The 21,219-nt window shown below is 35.7% G+C and carries 18 protein-coding genes; all 18 read right to left on the bottom strand.

Annotated features, from left to right (window positions below; translation table 11 throughout):
* Positions 1–59: 59 nt before the first annotated feature.
* Positions 60–428 (bottom strand): fluoride efflux transporter CrcB, encoded by a 369-nt coding sequence (gene crcB, locus G601_RS0103865; protein ID WP_013282473.1) that lies wholly within the window; start codon positions 426–428, stop codon positions 60–62.
* A 32-nt stretch (positions 429–460) separates the two neighbouring features.
* Positions 461–1,387, bottom strand: coding sequence for a GNAT family N-acetyltransferase (locus tag G601_RS24660; RefSeq protein ID WP_013282472.1), 927 nt, complete (start codon positions 1,385–1,387; stop codon positions 461–463).
* 279 nt (positions 1,388–1,666) lie between these two features.
* On the bottom strand, positions 1,667–2,014 hold the full coding sequence (locus tag G601_RS0103850; protein ID WP_022766333.1) for a type II toxin-antitoxin system HicB family antitoxin: 348 nt from the start codon (positions 2,012–2,014) through the stop codon (positions 1,667–1,669).
* A complete protein-coding gene (locus G601_RS0103845) occupies positions 2,011–2,271 on the bottom strand; it encodes a type II toxin-antitoxin system HicA family toxin (protein WP_022762335.1) in 261 nt (86 codons plus the stop codon). The genes G601_RS0103850 and G601_RS0103845 overlap by 4 nt, the downstream gene beginning before the upstream one ends.
* Before the next feature lie 78 nt (positions 2,272–2,349).
* Complete coding sequence (locus tag G601_RS0103840; protein ID WP_026664526.1) at positions 2,350–3,675, bottom strand: hypothetical protein; 1,326 nt, start codon at positions 3,673–3,675, stop codon at positions 2,350–2,352.
* Positions 3,659–3,958, bottom strand: a complete 300-nt coding sequence (locus tag G601_RS0103835) for a hypothetical protein (protein WP_207638016.1) — start codon at positions 3,956–3,958, stop codon at positions 3,659–3,661. Before G601_RS0103835 ends, G601_RS0103840 begins: the two co-directional genes overlap by 17 nt.
* Before the next feature lie 17 nt (positions 3,959–3,975).
* Positions 3,976–4,980 (bottom strand): IS21 family transposase, encoded by a 1,005-nt coding sequence (gene istA, locus G601_RS21830; protein ID WP_051205550.1) that lies wholly within the window; start codon positions 4,978–4,980, stop codon positions 3,976–3,978.
* A 338-nt stretch (positions 4,981–5,318) separates the two neighbouring features.
* Positions 5,319–5,768, bottom strand: coding sequence for an ASCH domain-containing protein (locus tag G601_RS21825; protein ID WP_051205548.1), 450 nt, complete (start codon positions 5,766–5,768; stop codon positions 5,319–5,321).
* 45 nt (positions 5,769–5,813) lie between these two features.
* Positions 5,814–6,029: a YdbC family protein gene (locus tag G601_RS0103820; RefSeq protein ID WP_035790296.1), complete on the bottom strand. Its 216-nt coding sequence runs from the start codon at positions 6,027–6,029 to the stop codon at positions 5,814–5,816.
* A 531-nt stretch (positions 6,030–6,560) separates the two neighbouring features.
* Positions 6,561–7,583, bottom strand: coding sequence for a hypothetical protein (locus tag G601_RS0103815; protein ID WP_051205546.1), 1,023 nt, complete (start codon positions 7,581–7,583; stop codon positions 6,561–6,563).
* Between the two features lie 8 nt (positions 7,584–7,591).
* Positions 7,592–7,801 (bottom strand): YdbC family protein, encoded by a 210-nt coding sequence (locus G601_RS0103810; RefSeq protein WP_026664522.1) that lies wholly within the window; start codon positions 7,799–7,801, stop codon positions 7,592–7,594.
* On the bottom strand, positions 7,801–10,974 hold the full coding sequence (locus G601_RS21820) for a restriction endonuclease (protein ID WP_081673371.1): 3,174 nt from the start codon (positions 10,972–10,974) through the stop codon (positions 7,801–7,803). Before G601_RS21820 ends, G601_RS0103810 begins: the two co-directional genes overlap by 1 nt.
* A gap of 12 nt (positions 10,975–10,986) precedes the next feature.
* Complete coding sequence (locus G601_RS0103800; protein ID WP_026664521.1) at positions 10,987–12,939, bottom strand: site-specific DNA-methyltransferase; 1,953 nt, start codon at positions 12,937–12,939, stop codon at positions 10,987–10,989.
* A 12-nt stretch (positions 12,940–12,951) separates the two neighbouring features.
* A complete protein-coding gene (locus G601_RS0103795) occupies positions 12,952–14,832 on the bottom strand; it encodes a site-specific DNA-methyltransferase (RefSeq protein ID WP_026664520.1) in 1,881 nt (626 codons plus the stop codon).
* A gap of 30 nt (positions 14,833–14,862) precedes the next feature.
* Positions 14,863–15,309, bottom strand: coding sequence for a hypothetical protein (locus G601_RS0103790; RefSeq protein WP_026664519.1), 447 nt, complete (start codon positions 15,307–15,309; stop codon positions 14,863–14,865).
* Complete coding sequence (locus tag G601_RS0103785; RefSeq protein ID WP_026664518.1) at positions 15,306–16,031, bottom strand: DUF4391 domain-containing protein; 726 nt, start codon at positions 16,029–16,031, stop codon at positions 15,306–15,308. Before G601_RS0103785 ends, G601_RS0103790 begins: the two co-directional genes overlap by 4 nt.
* Complete coding sequence (locus tag G601_RS0103780; protein WP_242834373.1) at positions 16,032–19,178, bottom strand: helicase-related protein; 3,147 nt, start codon at positions 19,176–19,178, stop codon at positions 16,032–16,034.
* Positions 19,179–19,729: 551 nt separating this feature from the next.
* The gene (locus G601_RS0103775; protein ID WP_026664516.1) at positions 19,730–21,202 is read right to left on the bottom strand and encodes a relaxase/mobilization nuclease domain-containing protein; all 1,473 of its coding nucleotides are present in this window, start codon (positions 21,200–21,202) and stop codon (positions 19,730–19,732) included.
* Positions 21,203–21,219 lie beyond the last annotated feature (17 nt).

The following is a 21,219-nucleotide window of genomic DNA, read 5'->3' as shown; positions in this document are numbered from 1 at the left end:
TTTTTTTATCCATGTTCTACTCCACTAATCCCGATTTGCTTATTTCATTATCCTGAAATTCAAAGTTTTATTATCGTCGCAAGTTTCTTTCCGCATAGAATTCCAAATATGCAGCAACAACAACTCAGTACCACATATAATCCGCCATTCATATATTGTTTCTTCTCAAACAAATTAAAAGCTTCAAGGGAAAATGTAGAGAATGTGGTAAAACCTCCACACACCCCTGTCTTCCAGAAAAGAATGGTATTATCAGATACACTTTCTCGGTTACTGGTAATTCCAACAACGAATCCAATTAGTATGGCACCGAGGATATTTGTAATCAGAGTTAATATCGGAAAATAAGTCTTAACAGGAATCAGACTTATTGCATATCGCGCTACTGCACCCAAGGCACCACCAAGTGCTACAAATAGAAAATTCATATCAACCTCTCTATTGTCATATATACTGAAATTTAAAAAGTATTCTCTGCCTTACTCTTAAGATAGCTATCAGCCTTTTTAAGCATCTCTTTTTTGTTATCATACTCTATGGTATTGATAGCATCTTCAAGTTTAAGAATCTTCAGAGCTTTGACCTCGTCTGGTCTTGTTATGCTCGGAGATGAGTCTTTATACTTAGCAAGGAAATAAACTACCTGCTTTGTCACTCCAGGTTTTTCTGAAAGCGTATACTGTTCGCTTGCTCTAAATTCAGTGTCTAACTCGACTTTCAGATTTGTTTCTTCCTTTATTTCACGAAGCGCAGTTTCTATTTCAGTCTCGCCTTCTTCCATATGTCCTTTTGGAAAGCTGTGAGATCCGCTCATCTCCTCAACTAAAAGATATTTTATTACTCCACCGTCTATAGTGTATACTATTGCCCCGCAAGATTTTTCAAACTTATCATTGAATTCTTTTTTACCCAGTTCCATGTAAATATAAAGAGAAGGATCTTCTCCTAAAGCAATAACATACTCAGGCATTTCTTTCTGAATAAATCCCAACTTACGGTACAAATTTATTGCCTTGGCATTAGCTGGATGGGGATCAACCCACAGATTTTCAGCTCCTTGTTTAAAAGCTTCTTGAATAGAGTATAGTAGCGCCTGCGTTGCAATCCCTCGGCCCCTGGCAAATTCAAATAACTTAATATCCAAAGAAGCATTTTTAGTTTCCGAATCAATACGATATTGAGTCTCACCGCAGTATTTGCCATCTTCAAAAATTGAATAATGATTTTGCTTTGGTCTTGCAGATATGAATCTATCTAACCATTCTCGTACTGCTTCCCCTGTCTCATGCAATCCTCCTGGCCAGATATACTGCATGACGTCTTCATCTGCCCACAGGTTTTGTATATTCTTGATATCATCATATGTTGATTCTTTAATAGTTATCACTTAGTTCAGCCCCTAAATCTTTAGTTTGTCTTAGTCAGTTTTAACTGAAATCTAATCAGCGAAATGAATCACTTCTACAGATTATAATGTCCTAATTTTCTCCACAACTTTTTTAAACTCATCATATCTAATTTGCTCAGAAAAGGTTTCATACCCTTATTTTTTAATAGTTGAAACAAATAAAGAAAAGCCTTGTCATCAAGGCCTTTCCATTATAAAATCCATCTTTAGTTATCAGTTCTCGAATCGGCGAATTAACAAAAATATTGCGTCTTTGGGCTAACCTTCTAGGATGTCCAGTTCATCATCAATAGCTCTGGATACAAACTGGTTTATTGTGATTCCTTCATTGGCAGCATATAATGCAATTTTCTTGTGCTGTTCGGGTTTAATACGGACATTGAAGGAGCCTTTAAACTCACGCTCAGGCTCTTTACCAATCTTTTTGCAGTAATCCAGGTAATTATCTATACAGTCATGCATTGACTGGGAAAGCTCTTTTACCGATTCTCCATGAAAGTTCAGAGAATCATTGATTCCGAGAACATGACCGATAAAAATCTGATCTTCCTGGTCAAATTCTACCTTTGCATGATATCCGTTGTATTCCATCAGTGAACTTATCATTCTATCTCACCTACTTCCTTAAGAAATGCTATGACCATCTTTACATGATACCTGTACAGCTCATTGCCTGGGTGTGGACCGTCAAATTGAAGGATGCGCTTGGTTTCAACATGATAATAGCCTATTCCTGATCCTCTTCCGCCCTCGAACTTTTCGCAGCCACATTGCTTCATAAGTGCGTCCAGTTCTCTTATTGTAAAACTTGTAGGTGCGGGTTTTGACAGTAATTTTTCTAGTAATTTTGATTTCTTTGGCACAGTAATTCCTCTTGCAACTATTTTCTAGTTACAATATAACACTTTAGCCCTACCTCGTCAATTCCAACAGAGTAACAGCTAGCATTTCCTTATTTCATACATATCTTCATGTTTCAGATACAATACCTGATATGTCGGTATTATTAGTGTGTTCCATGGATCAGATATATATACTCCGCCTGTAGACGTTGCTGATTTCTTGAACTGGATCCATAGGTCATCTATCATATCTGACATGATGAAAAGTTTAAGATAAACTTTATCTGCTTCAGATTCGCCAATTTCGTAAAAACGCATCCCACCTACACAAGTAACATCTTCCAGAGTATATGACCGTAAATTTCTTTGCATTACAGGCCGGATGTTGTGTCCAAGGCAGGCTGCGCTGATAGCATCACTGGGCTCTTCGAAGCCCTGCATTATCCATGTGAAGCATATTGCGAGCAGTGTCATATCCGAATCACGGATACTGTCCACGTAATGTAAGGTGTTAACATCGTTTTCTGACAGTGAGAAAATGCCCTTGCCTATGATAGACATATATTTTGCGAATAAAAAGCAGTCAACCATATCATAAGAGTCATACTCTGCAGGCATAATACGGAAGAACTTCTTTATGCGCTCAAATGGGTTATATACTACATTCTGCTGATTAAACCACGTGAAGAAACCCGCTTGAAAACAATCATATGTTTCCGGGCGTCGATCAACATACATTTTCGATATTATAGGCGTTTTATCTGCTTCTTTAGAAAGAATAGGTGAATAAAGATAACTTATATTTGAAGTGTACACTTTCCCATATTTTTCAAAAGATCTATTGATCACATCTGTATCATAAAAGTCATTTGGATTAGTCCTGCAGCAAGGAAGGGGTAATAAATAAGCATTAAATCCTGTCCCTTTCTCATACGGACTGCATCTGATTCCTTCTGCGTGATAGAAATTATGTTCAAAAACAAATCTCCCATCCGTCCCTGTTCCCGGGTGGAAAGGGCAGGTCTTTACATAATGGAACTGATGGATTATGCTATGATATCCATCTTTCAGGCATTTGGGGCATATTCGCATATGATATGTACCAAAATAAGATCTTGCAGTGTTATAATCCATATGCGCAAAGATTTCCATTTTGTCTATATACCACTGGGGCAAAATTTTATTAAGGCACTCGATTGTTTCTAAACTGTTTCTGCAATGTCCATCCATCTGAAATCCTTCTATATATTTCTTCTCGTTGGTCGCTTCAGCTCCAAGCATTTTGAGCGCATGTTTACTTGAACATATGTTGACCCTGCAAAAGTTTGCAAGAATGCTGAATATGGATTCATAAGGTCTCACCCATTTTTTATCCCATCTGTATTTTCTGGAAAAAAGTAAATCCTCTTTATTTAGTGTATTCATCATCTGATTCACCATAGCCCGAAAGCGCTACACAACTTTCAAGTTCCTTTCTCGTAGGGAATGCAATTGGACTGCTTCCCAGTTTTCCATGCATATTGAGGCAGATCACCATTGAATCTATGAAATATTTCATGGGAATATCTTCTGCCGCAATCCTCTTTTGAATCCTTACACTCTGAAATGCTTCCCAGAAGTCATTGCTGATATCAAAAAAGGTCTTACCATCTGCGTAAGGAAAATAAAAATCCACAAGTCCATCCGATAATATTTCATAGTCTGTCATGCAAACATGAAGTTTATCTACCGAAGCCATGCAGAACTGGAGCTCTTTGGGATCCTGTATACCAAAGGAGTCTCAGTCTTGCTTGTATCAAACCTGTACGCAGGTATGGAATGGAGATAGTACCTTTCAATTTCATAGGCCTCTTTTACTGAAACTGATTTAGTGGTAACTTTATGGGTGTTCATATAATCAGTACAGGAGGCAAGGAGCTTGACGTTTAATTCGTCGATGCTCTTTACTCTTGGCACTGGCACCATAAAGTTCTTTCTTGCATAACCTACAAGGTTTTCAACAAGTCCTTTTTCATTTCCACTAGCTATGTTGCAGAATTCAGTATTAAAGGCATAATGGGCAGCAAATGCTTTGTATCCATCGGTTGCTTTGGCATGCTTTCCAAAGCCTTCTTTGACAGCCACCTTGGCGTTATCAAAGATGAGTCTTGAAGGAACTCCGCCAAAGAAATCAAACATCTTTTGCTGGGCTTCAAGAAAAGACTCCATGTTCTGGGAATAATAAGCCTGAACAAAAACAGCGCAGCTGTTGCAGAGTCTCCCACAGAAGAACTGTACTTTGGTTTTTTGCCCATCAATGTATGCAGTGGCTTCGCCCCAGTCAATCTGACCGGCATCGCCAGGATCATACTCTAGCGGAATGTCTGCCTGTGGTGGGATATCCATTTCAGCACGAAGCGCTTGGACAAGTTTTCTGATCGTTGATTCAGCACCTCGGAAGCCTTTTTCAAAGACAAGGCGGTCATAGATGCGCTTGGCTGTGTGCCACTGTTTTGAGAGATTTTCTTTCTTATCTTCTTCAAGACAGGCACGGGCAAAATCAATAACTTCCTGAGTAACCACCTCAGAGTCCCGATGATACGGTTTCCGCTCATCAGGATGTGTATCGCCTCTGCAATACTTTTTAACGGTCTGCCGGGATATCCCCAGTTTTCTGGCAATGGACCGTATGGATTCGCCATCGTTATAACGGCTGCGGATTTGGTAGTAGAGATCCATTTCAACTATCATCACCTTTCTCCCTTCATGATTTTTTCATACATAAAAATCATAAAAGGCTCAACGCAAGGTGGTAAACTTTTTCGCTAGCGAAATGGATGAAACTGGTCAACTTTTATAATAGCGTTTACAATTTTGCTGATCTTTGGAAGAGACACTTTAAATGGACACTCATTAAAACTTTTCACATCATACCTTAATTCATTATTAAAAAAACACCAAATACCCCATGATTTTGATGTTTACAACAAATATACTGCATATGATATAAAAATTTTTTTACATCATATGCAGTATATCTATAGTCTTGCTATCGCTTTTCCCCTAATGATATTAACACAGTACACTCTTTAGTAAAGTAATGGTTTCCAATATTTGTCATAGAGTTTTCCAGCATATTGGTCATTTTCTTCATTATATATGATACATGGCTTCCATTCCGACTCTGGTATAATGTCTATATCTCCATCATAATTCCATAATGACAACTTTCCCTTTATCTCAAATGGTTTTATTGGTCTAGGATTTTCTAATAGCCATGCATAGTCCACAAAATAATGATAAATATAGTCTTCAGGTGGAAGTAATGATCCTTCGCAGTCTCCACTGTCAAATCTTCTTATATCTTTAAGAGTTACAACTCCTAATGCGTGGCTTGATATGCACCCACGTTGCTTCTTTGCAGTCGAACAAATCAGGATATCACCTCTATAGGCAGTATCCCATGAGCGAATTTCAATTGTCTTTCTACCTGCTATAATTGCCATTGCATAATATGGATGTACTGATAATGCCTTCATAATTTGCTCCACAAAAACTTTTTTATGTAAGTTCACTTGCAATTTTTATTTTTCTATATGATTTGAACTATCTATCATAGTAATAATATCTTTTAGCTTAAAGAGCTCATCTTTAGAGAAAGTAACGCCCTTCCCCATCTTTTCATGTGTGGGTGACCATTCTCTAATATCATATTTAGGTTCTTTTCCGTGCCACGAAACGAGATTCAATTCCTTTTTCCAACCGGAAGGAGCTTCTGATATTATTCCTATATGTTCCATGATTTCATAGTTTTCACCTTTAAAAACAGAAGATTCCTGCGCCAATGCTTCTCTCTTTGAATCCGTTATAACAGTTTCAGTAGTATCCTTAGTCTTTCGAGAGGGAGAGTTATTAGTAGCTGTCGTTCCCAATCCTATGTAATATTCCTGGACTTTCCTAAGACGATTTTTGTCAGCGGCATAAACTATAAGGTATTCCCGCCCATAAGCATTTGTTTCTACTGACGCGCAGCCTTCTGCACCATATGTAGTTGCTATAGCCGAAATAGCATCATTAACTTTTCCTCTTTTTATGCATAATACACCATCAACTAATTTAACATATGGCTTCATGGTTTTTGACAGATTATCTTTTAATATTCTCATATTTTTCCCTTATCCATAAAAAATATGCGGTGCCGTTTTGGAATTATAAGTAGGTATTGGTATTAGATTCGCTGCTATAATCACTAATAATTTGTCCTGCTAATACAAATGTCTAATAATCTCTGCCATAATTCTCCATAAACAATACTTGTGCTAATTTAAACATCAATCAATAGTTGCCTTTATTCTATTCTTGAGTCTTAATGGAATATCATCTTCCGAATCCCACATTATCGTATTTTTCTGTGCGATATCAAAATGTAATTCTGTTCCATTCTTACATAACTGTATAACTGGTTTACCTAATCCCATGGCATATCCTTCTTCAAAATATGCCCCATTGTTTTTATGTGTTAAATCCACAACTACAAAACGACTATTTCTGATATAACTTAATAATTCTGGGGTAATAAGCTCATTATGTTCTACTTCATCTATCAGAATCGGGTTATATCCAGCATCTCGTATACCCATCTTAATTGCATTTCTTAAATTCATTGTATCTTCCCCAAATTTCATAGCAACTAAGACATTTCGTCCCTCACCCGAATTTCTTCTCAAGCGATCTATTCTTTGGTATCCTTCAGCTGTTATGGAAATATCACTTAAATAATCCCCTCCAACAGAAGCTCCACCATCTATATATCCAGACTCACGGAGATAATTCATCATAAAAAAAGCTTGGTTAATGAGAATATTCTCATCAAGCTTTTCATTAGTGTTTCCCCTATATCTTTCAACAAATGTCAATCCAAACCACTCATATTTTGATAATTTTATTTTTTGGCCAATATACTCTCCGATTTCATCCAATTTGAGCAAAATCATATCAATTTTCTCAGCAAAACTTTTTGGATACCATGAATTAATTATATCTTCATCCATATGGACTGGGTGGCCATGCTGCAGCCCTTCTTTTTCTTTTTCAGCTATATATTCATCACATTTCTCTTTAGGCAAAGTAGTATGATATCTATATTCAATTTTTCCAAAGCTACTTTTGAATCTCTTATAAAACAAATATGAAGCCAATTTAGATTTATCTATATTTCTATGTAGGGCATAATTTATAGTAAGTTGATATCTCCCACAAACGGGACACGTGTAAAAAGCGGTATCCACATCGTAATCAGCCTCAAAAGATGCTTCTTTATAACCGCAAATCTGACAATCTTTTATATCTGACATACATCCTCTTATAATATTATTTCCTTTAATTTAGTTAATTCATCCTCTGTAAGAGTTACCCCTTTACCCATTTTCTCATGGAATGGTGCCCAATCCCTGATGTCATACTTAGGCTCTGCCCCATTCCATGAAATCTTATTAAGCTCTTTTCTCCAGCCCTTGGCGTTCTCTGAGAGAACGCCTATTTCTTCAACAATTTCATATTTAAAATCTGCCATTACTTCACTTCCTCACTAATTTTATCAACATATTCTTTCACCACTTTTGAGCTATCATGAGGACTTATTGTCTCTATGAGTACTTCTTCACTATCTTTAACACCAAACTTCTCTATGAAGTCATAATAACTGTTTACCCACTCAAACTTAATCTGATTTGAAACAGCTGCAAAATGAAGCTTTCCACACTTAATCTTATTACGCTCAACATCCTGAAGATTAGCCTCTGCCTTTCCTGCTTTTGTCTCCACGATAAAATAAATACCCAGGTCAGGATTTTTAAGACCTTCCTTCTTACACACAACAGCCCAGTCAGGAGAATAATTTCCGTATGGCGTATCTATTACAAATCCGCCCTTCTTAAGCTTTGTAAACATCAAGACATTCTCATTGTTTTCAAGCTTCTTGGCAAATTCATACTCACCGAAGCTGTCCATCTTGTAATATTCATTCATAGCAGCTTTTCGATCAGAATTAGCCTGGAATACTCTCCATTCCTTATCAAAATCTTCTTCGGATATGGTATCCAACTCGAATATATTACGGCTATCCAGCTCATATCCATTAATTACTTCGTAGGATGTAATATTTTTTGCCTTTGTGTCATTGAGCTTATTAAGGATCAGCTGTGTTACCTCATCAAGGATGTCCTGATTATTAAGAAGCTTACGTTTATCAACCCCAGCAATTATTTTGAAAATAGCCAGTCTCGGAAGCATAGTATGATACATAATATAATTTGCAATCTCAAAATCAGACTTTGGCACAACTTCTGCCTCTACAGTCATTTCCTTATCTGCATACTCTGCCTTCTTCATCTCCATCATTGAAGATTCATTATAAGTAGCATGTCCGGTCTCAACTTTATACTGGTTCTTTGACTCCATGAACATAAGCTTCTGATTGATATCAAAGGCACAGTCATTTATAAACTTGTCCTTATCAATCTTGAACTTGTACATAGTTCTCTGCATCAGATTCTTTCTAAGAGCCATATAAACTTTCTCAAATTCACCTTCAGTAACAAAGGCTCTTACTTTGTTGTCATAAGGCTCATTATCTCCATTACGAATTTCAATCTTTTTTGAGCCTTTCTGAATCATGAAGTCCACAAACTGCTTTTTAATAGCTTCAGCATGCTCATTCAATGTCTCATTTACAAAGTTCATTTCCTCAAATGCTTTTGTAATCTGTGCCGGATTACCTTTCAGAACATTATCCGTATTCATTACACCGGCAGATACCAATTCTTCCTTGAAAGTATCCACAAGTTCTGCTGTTACTTTTGCTTTTGGAACACCGGCTGCCTTCAGAGCAGAAATGAGAATTTCCGCTGTAACCTCATTTTTATTGAAGTTCATATTGTCATTGAAATCAGTCTGCAAAGCACTTGCAAAATGTTCATAATAATCATTCGCAATGACTGTAAGCTCATTCAGTTTTCTGTCAAGACATCTGTTTCCAGTTATATCAACAGGTAAACGAAGTCCACGACCTATTTCCTGCTTCTTTGCAATTTCTGAACCACCCGCCTTTAACGTACAAAGTGTAAAGACATTTGGATTATCCCATCCTTCACGAAGTGCAGAGTGTGAGAATATAAACGCCAATGGTTCTTCAAATGAAATTAGCTCATCTTTCTTTTCAAGAATAAGTTCAATTCCTCTGTCGATATCTTCCTGAGACTTAGCCTTAATCTTCATTGCCTCATCATCAAGAGCAGAATCCCAACCCTCTACATCAACAGCATTATTCTTTTTATCAACAGCGAAATATCCTTCACGAACCTTGAACGTATGAAGGTACTCCGGGAAGTATTCCTTATACTTTTCAAGAAAATGAGTATGAGTACTCACATAATCCTTATACTCTTCATCAAAAATACGAAGATATTCGCCTCTTCCATCTTCTGCATTAGGATCACGCACTTTATCTACAGAATCAATAAAGAACAAAGTCAGTGCCTTGATCTTTCTGCCGTTCTTCAGCAGATTAATCTGCTTTGCAAAATGATTCTGAATAGCAAGACGAATCTGGATTCTTACTGCCTCATTTTTCTGAATTTCATAATTGCTATGTCCCATCTCCAAAGAGATGATCTTGTCCCTCGTTGCTATCTGAAGCGGTTTCAGTTTATGTGGTTGTTCAGCAATACGCATATCCTCATATTGAGACAAACCACCAGAAAGCTCATAGATAGAAGTTCCGCCTGACACATTAAATGACTTAAATCTAATAGTGCCACCCTGTTCCTGAGAGAAAATCTCTACTCTTGCCTTAAGATCTGATGTAAAGGACAGATAGCGGATATACGGGAAGTCTTTCGGTATAACTCCATGTACGGTCTTGACTTCGATTTTCTTAACAAGATCCTTCTGGTATGCACCATATGAATCCAACTTATATATCTGGTTATATAGTTTCTTATGTGTAGCAGAATAACGAAGAGTAAACAAAGGCTCTAGATCTTCAATAGCCTGTAGAGACTTTGACTTTTTCTTTCCTGTACCTTCTATTTTCTGTGGTTCATCTATTATCACTATTGGTTTGATATATTTAATATCTTCCCAAAGAATCTGACCATACTCATCTTCAACACGAATCTTATTTGTATCCTTGTTGAATGCCTGTATATTCATTACACATATAGACAAATCGTTACTCTCTACAAGTTTTGAACTAATTTGTCTAGCGTTATTACTGTCATAAATAAAGCAGTGCTTTTGAATATCAATATTGTAAAGACGATTGAAATGATCCTTAAGCTGATCAATTGACTTCTCAACACCCTTACGAATTGCTATGGATGGAACCACAATAATAAACTTCTTAAAATCATACTCCTTGTATAATTCCAGGATAGTACGAAGATAAACATATGTCTTACCGGTACCGGTTTCCATCTCAATTGTAAAGTTGTTGTCATAAAGTTCATTGTCTGCAAAAAGCTCATTTTCAAGCTGTACTCCACGAAGGTTTTCAAGAAGCCTTCTCCCCGTAACTATACCGTGGTTACGTACCGGATCACCTTCACCTACTTTACGAATACGATCTGGTCTGTAAATGCCATCTATGCTTCTAGATAATCCTCTGAACAGTTCAACTGTAGATTTTACAGCCTGAACCTGATAATCAAGACTATCATCAAATTGGAATGTAATCCTATTTGCCATCGTCGGTTCCTCCTATATAAACTCTACAGTGTAAGTCTGCTTAGCTTGACTTGTATTTTTTTCGATAATTGCTTTCAATCTACGGAAGGTTTCATCCTTCAGTGCAATGTCATCTTTGAATGCCGAATCCCTAAAAATATATTTCACTGGTACTGGATCTATTGACGCCATTTTATCAATCATCGTTGTTGTTATTTCACTTTCAAGACAAATCAAATACGAATCAGCATACATGTATGTCCTATTCCCAATATCACTTAGCTTATCAATACTCTCTGAGAGAGGAACATCTCGTTGCCTAAGCATAATCTCGTAAACAATATCAACATCCTTTGAATCAGGCATAAAATCCATCATATCTGGTGTGCTTTCGATTTGTGTGAAATCCAACTGTCCATTATTTACAAGAGAATGCCATTTAATATTCGTATCCGAAGCTGTGAAAGTTTTATACCCGTAAGATAATCCATCTTCACTATATATGTAATCGCACACATTTTTTAAACGTGCACGCCCTATTTGGCAGATATCATCAAATCCTGCAGCCTTTGCTTTGGAATCTGCTTTTGTTTTTTCGGGGTATTGTACAAGAACAAACCTCCTATTCATACCATCTGATCTGTTTAAATCCATTATTGCATGTCCAAACGAACCAGACCCTGAGAAGAAATCCATAAAAATGTCATTTTCATTTGTGGTAACCATACTTGCTAAGTACTTTAACAAGACAATCGGCTTGGGATAGTCGAAATAGTCTCCAAGTTCTCCTAAATCAGCTGTTGCCTTTTGGGTTCCTCCTAATCCTTCCAAAACAGAAATGACATGGCTTTGACTATCACTACGTTTTTTTATACTCTCTATAGCTCCAGTTTTTGTCATAACAAACTCTGTTTCTTGATTCTTACTGTCTAAAACAGGATTAAATCCATTCTGTATAAACTCAACCAATTGAGCTTTTGCCGCCCATCCCGTAGTTGCCTCAACGCTATTAAGTAATTTACTATTCTCTACATCTATATCACAAGAATATTGTGGCCATTGAACGCTTTCTCTGCTAATATGACAATTATTAACATCCGCAGGAAAACCAGCCGGAATCGTAACTGTTGAAATAGGATTTTTGGGACCATTTTTAATTATAGTGTTTCTTATATAAGGATTATTAAGCTTGCTTTCATCACCCACATTTGGATCTACTACCGGCGGTGGTGGAAACAGAGATTCATCTTTTGCATAAAAGAATATATACTCATGACAAGTTTTAACCTTTGCCTGATTATCAAAATTCCCATCCGTTTTCCAGCAAAATGTCGCAATCAGATTTCTCTCTCCAAATATCTCATTGCAAATCTTCTTCAAATTATCCTGTTCAATATCATTAATACTGATAAATATAGCACCATCGTCCGTTAGTAAATCTCGTGCAATTAACAGCCGCGAATAAATGTTGTTCATCCAATTCGCATGATATCTATTTCCTGATTTCGGATTGACAACTAATCTTTCTCCATCTTCAGAAATTGCATTTTCATAGTAATCTGCTTCAATTTTGCTCATAGAAAACTTGTCTCTGTAAACAAAATCTTTTCCCGTATTATACGGGGGATCAATATATATCATTTTTATCGCGTTATAATAGTTTTGTCGTAAAAGCTTAAGAACTTCAAGATTATCTCCCTCAATATATATGTTCTCAGTCATTGTGGGATTAACACTTTTTTCAGCAGAATACTTTAATGTTCTTCCTATTACATCTTCCTGAGATAGCTTTTTAGCCTCTTTTTTACCTGCCCAAGTCAATTCATATTTTTCACGAGTAACCTCTCTAAACTCTCCCAGTTCTTCTTTCAAAGCCTCAAAATCAACCTCGCCATCTTTTACCACGCTTGGAAAAAGTCGACTGAGCTTTTCTATATTATCATTTGGAATACTATTTATATGCTCATTTACTTTTGTTATTTCCATTAGCCCATCTCCTTAAATGAATTCAACGGTGTAACTAACTTTAGCATCACCAGCGTTCTTATCTATGACAGCTTTTAATCTTCTGAATGTTTCATCCTTCAATGCGATATCATCTCCGAAGGCGGAATCCCTAAATATAAACTTAACAGGTACTGGATCAAGGTTTGCCAACCTCTCAATCATAGTTTGCTCTATCTTATCCTCAAGACATACAAGATAGCTATCCGCATATAAATATGTCCTCTTACCAATAGTTTCCAAGCTTTCTAATTCTTCATTCAACATTACATCTCTCTGGCGCAGGATTAGTTCGTAAACAATATCTTCATCTTTACTATTTGGCATAAAATCCATTAAATCTGGTGTTGACTCTATTTGTGATAATTTCAGCTGACCTGCTTCTAAAAGAGAATTCCACTTGATATTTGTATCTCCTATTTCAAATACTTTCATTCCTACTTCAGCCGATGGATAATTATTTTTTACACGCTTTCCAGCCCTTCGTATCCTGTCTATTCCAACGTCACAAATCGTATAATATCCAGCCTTATAAGCCTCTGTGCTCTCCTCGCATGGCTCCTGAATCTGTATTAAAACAAACTTGCGACTCATATTATCTTCACTATTCAACTCCATTACTGCTTGCGCAGTTGTCCCTGATCCACTGAAAAAATCCATGACAATATCATCTTTCCCAGGTGCACCTATGCGTATAAGAGCTTTAATAAGACTAACCGGTTTAGCATATTCAAATATTCCTTTTTTTTCAAAAAGTCCATCTGTTTCTGCCGCTGAATTCTGAGAAAATCCAAAGTCCAAAAGAATAGTCGGCATTGTTAAGCCTTGCCTCACTTCAGATAAATACCTCTTTAAAAAAGGAGCGCCCGATCCCTCTCTGAATCCAATTCTACCTTCAGCCAAAAACAAATCCATCTTTTCTTTATTAAATAACCAATATTTTCCCTCTGGAGGATAATAATCTTTGCCATCGGCAGGATTTTTAATTGGGTATACGCAAGACAATGTCATTCTTCCGCCTTTTCCATTAGCAGACAAATCTGAAGCCACCCAATCACCCTTTGGATCGTTATCTGGGTTTGAATATCTTGACAATGATTTTTCATCGCGTGGCAATAGACCAAGATTGACCATTTCTACATTTTTGGCATATACATATATGAACTCATGTATTCTGCCTATACTTCTGTCATTTGGTGGAGTCGCCCTTTTTTTCCAAACTAAGCACTCAACAAAATTCTTTTCCCCAAAAATCTCGTCACATATTTTTTTTAGATTGCCTGATTCTGTATCATCTATACTAATAAAAATAGCTCCATCATCACGTAATAAATCGCGAGCTAATTTTAACCTTGGATACATCATATTTAACCAATTGGCATGAAATCTATTCTGAGAATCTGTATTCTTAACAAATCTATTTCCAATATCATCTATATTGTTTTCTGCTAAATCAATAGATGCTTGGTCCTCTTTATAATTGTCTTTATAGACAAAGTCATTACCAGTGTTATAAGGTGGATCTATGTAAATCATTTTTACAGAACTATAGTAATTCTGGTGAAGAAGTTTCAGAGCTTCTAAATTATCCCCTTTTATGTATATATTTTCTGCATTCTCGTCTGATTCAGAAAAACACATTTTTAATGTTTTTCCCTTAATATCAGTCATAGCCTCTTTTTTTGCATTAGTTTTTCCAGCCCATGTCAATTCAAATTTTTCTTTCCCAGTCTCATTAAACTGCCCAAGTTCCTCCTTTAACGCATCATAATCTACTTCCCCATCCCTTATAATGGAAGGAAATAGTTTAGCAATTAACTCAAGCTTTCTACTATTACCATCAAATATTTTTTGAGAAATTCTTATATTATCCATTTTTATACCTTCCTACTTACTCAATTCCTGCTATTTATTTATCGGAACGATAGCTCTAAAAAAAGGAGACATTGACCTATTAACTGAATTTAATAAATTATTCCTACTATTCTCACATACATACTTTCCTAATTCTGCTTTATCAATTTCTTTTATTGAAATAATCCTATAATACTCTGATGGATAAACCCCTTTATCAAATAAATATTCTTTATAATAGGGTGGACACCCTGATTTAGGTTTATCTTTCACAAAGCAATCTATTACACACTGATAAGTACCATCCTTACCACACAAAATCATTGTTGGTTCATCCGTGTCCAATATTTCATTCATAAAACTATCAGATGGAATAGTTCCCACTTTTCCAAACCAGCAATAGCCATACTTGTTAACAACTTCAATATGCTTACTAATACAATTGTCAATAATATGTGTCCCATACTTTAACACTAGGAACTTTTGTCCTTCTTTCATATATTTCTTCTCCAATTCTCAAATTTCTTTATAATCTTTTTTATTTCTTTATTTGCAATTATTTTATCAGCATTTGTATGAATCTTTGTAACATCCTCTCTTGCCTTTACCAATTCCACAAACGTATGATATATCTGAATCGCTTGTGATTCACTGTACCAAACATTATCACTTAATAGTAGTTCTGTGTTAATATACGCCGACTTGTGTTCAAGCAAATACAATTTATAAAACCATTCCCGATAGAATACCAGCTTATCTGTCTTATTCTTTATCTTGTCAAATGATAAATATTCAAGATACTTTCCTATACCTTCCCCTGGCAGTCCATATGGATATTTCTGTGACAGATATAAGTCCTCAACCACAATCTGATTCTCTTCAGTCTGACTGAGACGCTTATCCGCAAATGAGTATTCCTCATCTTTACTGTCATAGAATCTCATGATGCAAAGCGGTTTTATTAAGCCTTGATATATACTCGCTATAAAATTAGCATCCTTTATGTTTTCCAACTCTATCTCGTAAAATTGTATGACCTGACATCGATACTCGTCATTGACCAACGATGGAATTTCTTCACCAGCAATTTGATAAGTCATCTTAACAGATCTGACAGACTCTTTTATCCGCCTTTTGTCATTAGGATTCAACTCCTTCGGAATAAAGTCCTTCAGTTTAATATCAAGGTTTGTTTCAAATCTTTTCGGAATATCAAACATTTACTCTACCACCAAAAATGATACTAATTCAAAATCGTCAACAGATTCATTTGCAAAGGCATTATTAAATCCGCTAAAGTCAAACATCATCTGAACTGCCTTTGACTCTTCTTCACCCTGGATAAACTTTATTGCTTTATTAAGTAGTCCTGAATAGAAGTCCATCTTTGTTGCATTATCGGTCTTGTCAAAGAATCTTTGGAACAATTCTTTTACAGGCTTGTTTTTGCTATAACATAACTTTCTGAATTGCTTAACCGTTTCTCGTGCCTGAGCATTTCCGTAAAGTATCTCACCATCATTTAAGATATAAATCATGTAATATGGATACAATGAACTGTCTGACTTAGGTTTTTCAAGTTCATTCCTGTGTTTAAAGCAGAATAGCACGCCCTTACTCTCATCATCAGTTACAGAGTACACTCCATTAGGCACCTTCTTAATCTCAGGATTTGCATTGATGTACTCAGAAAGCTCATTCAGGTATTCGTTCATGTTGAGGTCTGTCAATGATATATTTTCATTGGCATCTTCTATATCTATTACTTCATCCTTAAGCCTTTCCAATTGACGTTTACGAAAATTAAAATCATTCATTTCCGGTGTAAGTATATCTTCATCGCCTGTTGATACCAGGTTAAGAGTAGTCATCTTACCCTTTACTCTTTGCTCTAATCCTAGATATTCATTCAGTTCCATGTTAGGGAAGAAGTTTATCATCTGTATGCTCGTATTCTTACTTCCAATACGATCAATTCTTCCAAAGCGCTGTATCAGGGACACTGGATTCCACTGAATATCAAAGTTAATTACTGTATCACAATCCTGCAAGTTCTGACCTTCTGAAATACAATCTGTACCTATAAGAAGATCAACCTGTTCATCCGAAGGTATTTCTTTTTTCATCTTTGATACCGGTGAAAAGGCACAGAGAACGGAATTAAAATCATTGTCTACCTTCTTGTTATTTGTTCTTATTCCTCTTCCTGCTACCGTTGCAGTAAACACTCCGAATTGCACCATGTAATCTGATAACTCGTCATATAGATAATCTGCTGTGTCTGCAAACGCTGTAAATATTATTACCTTCTTATTACCTGAGTTATATGGAGTATTTGTAACCTTATCCACCAATATTTTCTTAAGATCAATTAACTTCTGATCTCTATGTTCATCAAGAATCTTTCTGGCATTCTTATGTATTTCCGTTACAACAGCCTTATCGGATTCAAGATCTTCTAAATAGTCATCCACACGAAGATGCTTGACATCAATTTCATATTTTCCTTCAATATAAACCTCTTCTTCATCAAAATCTGTTTCTTCCTCGTCAACTAGTCCCGATCCCTTACGAAGTAATTCTTCGGTTCTATCAATTCTTTCAAGCAATCTCCGCAGTGTTTCTTCAAATGAATAAACCGAGCTTTCAAGTCGCTTAAACAGATTGAATCTATGAAGAATGATCATACCTCTTGATTGTGTATCAAAAGATATCTTTCCGCCATGCTTACCTGAAAGAGAATATTTTTCCATATAATTTTTCTTATACTCTTCCTTGATGTAACTTGTAGGTGTATAGACAGACAGTATCAGTGCTTCTAATAAATCATTAGTATCTCTAAAGTTTAACAGTTCCCCCTTGCAATCTATATCGCTATTCTTAGTAAGTGGCTTATTCTTATCAGGAAATTTCCCTACATCTTTATTTCCATAGTAATTTGTAATATGCTTTCTGCTTCGTGATATTGTCATCAATTCAAGCAGTTTATAAAAATCCGATGGCAGACTATCAAGCAGTTCGTTCTTTGTATGACCTGGTTGTTTTTCCCATTGATTTATAATTGTTGATGATCTTCTCAAAAGATTGTCAATGCTTGATATGCCCTCGTCTTCAAAAGCAAAATCTTCATCATGCGTGATAATACTGAGCTGGTTCTTCAAATCTACGAGAGAGTTATTAACTGGTGTCGCAGAAAGAAGCAATACCTTTGTATTATTATTTCCATGCTTGATAACATCCTGCATAAGTCTTGCATATCGCGTCATAACAAGCTGGTCATTTTCATCGTATCTATCATTTCTGTTTCTGAAATTATGCGATTCATCTATAACAACAAGATCATATAACCCCCAGTCAAACTTTTTCAGATCCATACCTGACTTTGACATGCCTTTATATCTCGAAAGATCAGTATGATACATGATTCTATAATTAAACTGTTCATGCAAAAATGAATCTTTATAATCTCCTCTGAATGAATTCCAGTTATCATAAAGCTTTGCCGGTGTCAGCACTAACACACGATTCATACCGAGTTCAAAATACTTTATAACGGCCAATGCCTCAAAAGTTTTTCCGAGTCCAACAGAATCTGCAATGATACAGCCACCATATGTATTAAGCTTTCTTATTGCTGAAACGACGCAATCCTTCTGAAAATCAAAGAGTGCATTCCAGATTTCAGTCTTCTTAAACTTGGTACTGTCCTTTTCAAATCTCTCTACCCCAGTATCAAGCTGATGACCAAACAACTCATTCAGTGTGAAATAATATAAAAACTCCGGAGAATGCTCTTTATAAACATACTGTAAGCTTTTAAGCAGCTCATCCTTATAATCAACAGATATTTTTTCATTGAACCATATCTGATTAAAAGTATTGAGTGCACCAGCTATTTGTTCCTTATCCGCACTGCCGTTCAGGACCGTATCAAAATTTATGCTGTTCAGCATTTCTCTAGTATGCTTCTGCGATACTTCAAGTGATGAAGATCCCTGGATCATAAAATCATCATCTATGATTAACACATTTCCACCAACACGTATTCCAGGATTTACTTTCTTTATATTCACATGCTTTTCTATAAAATCATGCATACTCTTAGCTTTGGAAAAATGCTGCAAAGTATTTTTCTCTGTAATATCATATGCATTGAACAAAACATCTGTAGGATTGATTTCAAACTCATGAGATATTTCAGATTGATGAGGCAAGAATCTTGCATCTCTAATGACAAAATTAATCTCTTTGACATTGTTTAAATTATGCTCAAGCAAAGAAAAAACAGATAGCGTAAGCTTATCATTAACTATATTAATGACAGCATTGCTTTTACTGCTTAATACATCATTTATTCTCTTTATCATTTGTTCATTTGAATTAATGCTATCTTCCATCACCTAACTCCTCAGCTATTAATTAGGCTTATCAACCATACCTATAATTATAATTTATATGCTGTCCTAAAAAGCAGACTTTAATCATCAATATTGAATTCTAATCGTTTCAACAAAAAAATATAACTCACTAATGTGAGTCAACAGTTATCATATTTTTATCATTTCTAAAAAATAATTTTAACAAACCAAGTTAATATAAGTAAATATAAACGATTCTTGCAATAACATTTTTATATTCCATATTTTTCAAATATAGTTTTTCTTTTTGTTTCTATTTTATATTTTATTTCTCTACACATTATAACGCCGGAAACGGCGAAGTGATTGCTGTACAGACCGCCTAAGCGGTCTAGCAATCTTTTTGGCAAGCAGGGCATGTGGCTAGCCACATGCCATATTTTTCAGATTTCCGAACAGTCGGAATTCTGAAAAAATGCTTGTTAGGGAGGGCCCTAATACCCCTATTCAAATCAAAAGATTTGAAGCAACGCCCTTTCGGGCTAATTACAAAAAACAGCTTACCTATCCACTTCATGGTCTTCCTTTTCCAGAAAATCATGCACACCATCATGGTCCTTATCGAGAATGATATCGAGGTTTTTCTTAGCAACAGCTATCTCCATATAATCACGTTTTTCCTTATTATATGTTTTATATAATTCAGATTTTTCCAAATTTAGCTCTGCATATTGTTCCTTTAATACTTTTATAGTTGGGACCTTATCACCTTCATATTCCTTAAAACATTTTCTTGCTTCTTCATGTTCAGTAATCTCTTCGAGTAACTCTTTTTTTAGATTTTTGTTATACCCGCTCTTCTTATATTTCTGATATGCATCATTCGTTTTAGCATATGAAATAATAGCCTTTTGCAATGCAATGATCTTTTCCATCTTTGAATCTATTTTGATGATATCCGATTTCAATGCATTATATTTCTCATAGTGTTCCCCATGAACTCTGTTTAGATCTTCATATGACATTATTCCCAGGTCCGATAAAAAACTAAGCGTCTTAGCTGTCTGCTTCATATTAAATGATCTTGCCCACTTTTCATATCCAGGTCCTTTTCCTTCACTTATCTTTTTCTGAACATCTATTAGAAGTCCAAGCTTTTCTTCCTTGGATTTTCCATTTGGAGTGATATCTTTTATTCTACGACCTGCTATCGACTCATAATTCTCAGAAGGATTTTTTACTGTTTGCGCATATTCACCTCTGATCCTCTTTTTTACATCTCCTTCACGATAGCCTTCACCCAAAGAATCCAATCTTGCATATTTTTTATCTCCTGCCTTTTTTAGTTTTACATACTTTCCGCTTGCATCTACATCAATATCATATTGGTTTTTTAGTATTCTTAGGAATTCTTCCATTGTTCGTGGTTTTTCTAAAAATGCTTTGTCAATTGAAGCTCTGATATAATCCCTTTTACTTGGTTTTTTATGATCTCCAAGCCACTTGCCATATTTTTTTTTCCCTTTTTTAGGATTGTCTATAACTGATAGATTATTCTCCAGACATATTATGTCACTGACTTTTCTAAGTGCTTTTGCTGAACCAAGAAAGTCCCTAAATTTTCTTGAAGCATCAATGTTCACTGAATTGTATATGATATGATTATGGATATGTTTTTTATCAGTATGCGTTGCAACAATAAATTGATGCCGCCCTTTTGTAAATCGCATAGCCAATTCATATCCTAGTTTATTTGCAGTTGCGGGATCTATCTCACCTGGCTTAAATGCTTGACGGATCTGATAAGCTATCACATCATTTTTTCCTAATTTTCTTGTATGGTTTCGATCATACATCTGACGTAAAAAAGTAAATTCTTCATTAACGGTTTCCTTATCACATAAGTAAGAGCTTACGTATTTTTCATCCTCTGTTTTATCTGGATTCTTTATATAATCAGTTCTTAACCCCAATGACATTGAAACACTTTCTCCACCATGCGCATGCATAGCTATTATTCTTGTTGTTGCCATATTCCCTCCTAAAAAAG

Source organism: Butyrivibrio sp. FC2001, assembly GCF_000424125.1.
In the GTDB taxonomy this organism is placed as follows: domain Bacteria; phylum Bacillota; class Clostridia; order Lachnospirales; family Lachnospiraceae; genus Butyrivibrio.
Note: the sequence above shows the minus strand (reverse complement) of the source record. Positions and strands in the feature narration are given on the sequence as shown.

Excerpts from the sequence above, each read along its gene's own strand:
- crcB (WP_013282473.1), bottom strand. The coding sequence starts at position 428 with ATGAATTTTCTATTTGTAGCACTTGGTGGTGCCTTGGGTGCAGTAGCG.
- G601_RS0103850 (WP_022766333.1), bottom strand. The coding sequence starts at position 2,014 with ATGATAAGTTCACTGATGGAATACAACGGATATCATGCAAAGGTAGAA.
- G601_RS0103840 (WP_026664526.1), bottom strand. The coding sequence starts at position 3,675 with ATGAATACACTAAATAAAGAGGATTTACTTTTTTCCAGAAAATACAGA.
- G601_RS0103835 (WP_207638016.1), bottom strand. The coding sequence starts at position 3,958 with ATGACAGACTATGAAATATTATCGGATGGACTTGTGGATTTTTATTTT.
- istA (WP_051205550.1), bottom strand. The coding sequence starts at position 4,980 with ATGATAGTTGAAATGGATCTCTACTACCAAATCCGCAGCCGTTATAAC.
- G601_RS21825 (WP_051205548.1), bottom strand. The coding sequence starts at position 5,768 with ATGAAGGCATTATCAGTACATCCATATTATGCAATGGCAATTATAGCA.
- G601_RS0103820 (WP_035790296.1), bottom strand. The coding sequence starts at position 6,029 with ATGGAACATATAGGAATAATATCAGAAGCTCCTTCCGGTTGGAAAAAG.
- G601_RS0103815 (WP_051205546.1), bottom strand. The coding sequence starts at position 7,583 with ATGTCAGATATAAAAGATTGTCAGATTTGCGGTTATAAAGAAGCATCT.
- G601_RS0103810 (WP_026664522.1), bottom strand. The coding sequence starts at position 7,801 with ATGGCAGATTTTAAATATGAAATTGTTGAAGAAATAGGCGTTCTCTCA.
- G601_RS21820 (WP_081673371.1), bottom strand. The coding sequence starts at position 10,974 with ATGGCAAATAGGATTACATTCCAATTTGATGATAGTCTTGATTATCAG.
- G601_RS0103800 (WP_026664521.1), bottom strand. The coding sequence starts at position 12,939 with ATGGAAATAACAAAAGTAAATGAGCATATAAATAGTATTCCAAATGAT.
- G601_RS0103795 (WP_026664520.1), bottom strand. The coding sequence starts at position 14,832 with ATGGATAATATAAGAATTTCTCAAAAAATATTTGATGGTAATAGTAGA.
- G601_RS0103790 (WP_026664519.1), bottom strand. The coding sequence starts at position 15,309 with ATGAAAGAAGGACAAAAGTTCCTAGTGTTAAAGTATGGGACACATATT.
- G601_RS0103785 (WP_026664518.1), bottom strand. The coding sequence starts at position 16,031 with ATGTTTGATATTCCGAAAAGATTTGAAACAAACCTTGATATTAAACTG.
- G601_RS0103780 (WP_242834373.1), bottom strand. The coding sequence starts at position 19,178 with ATGATAAAGAGAATAAATGATGTATTAAGCAGTAAAAGCAATGCTGTC.
- G601_RS0103775 (WP_026664516.1), bottom strand. The coding sequence starts at position 21,202 with ATGGCAACAACAAGAATAATAGCTATGCATGCGCATGGTGGAGAAAGT.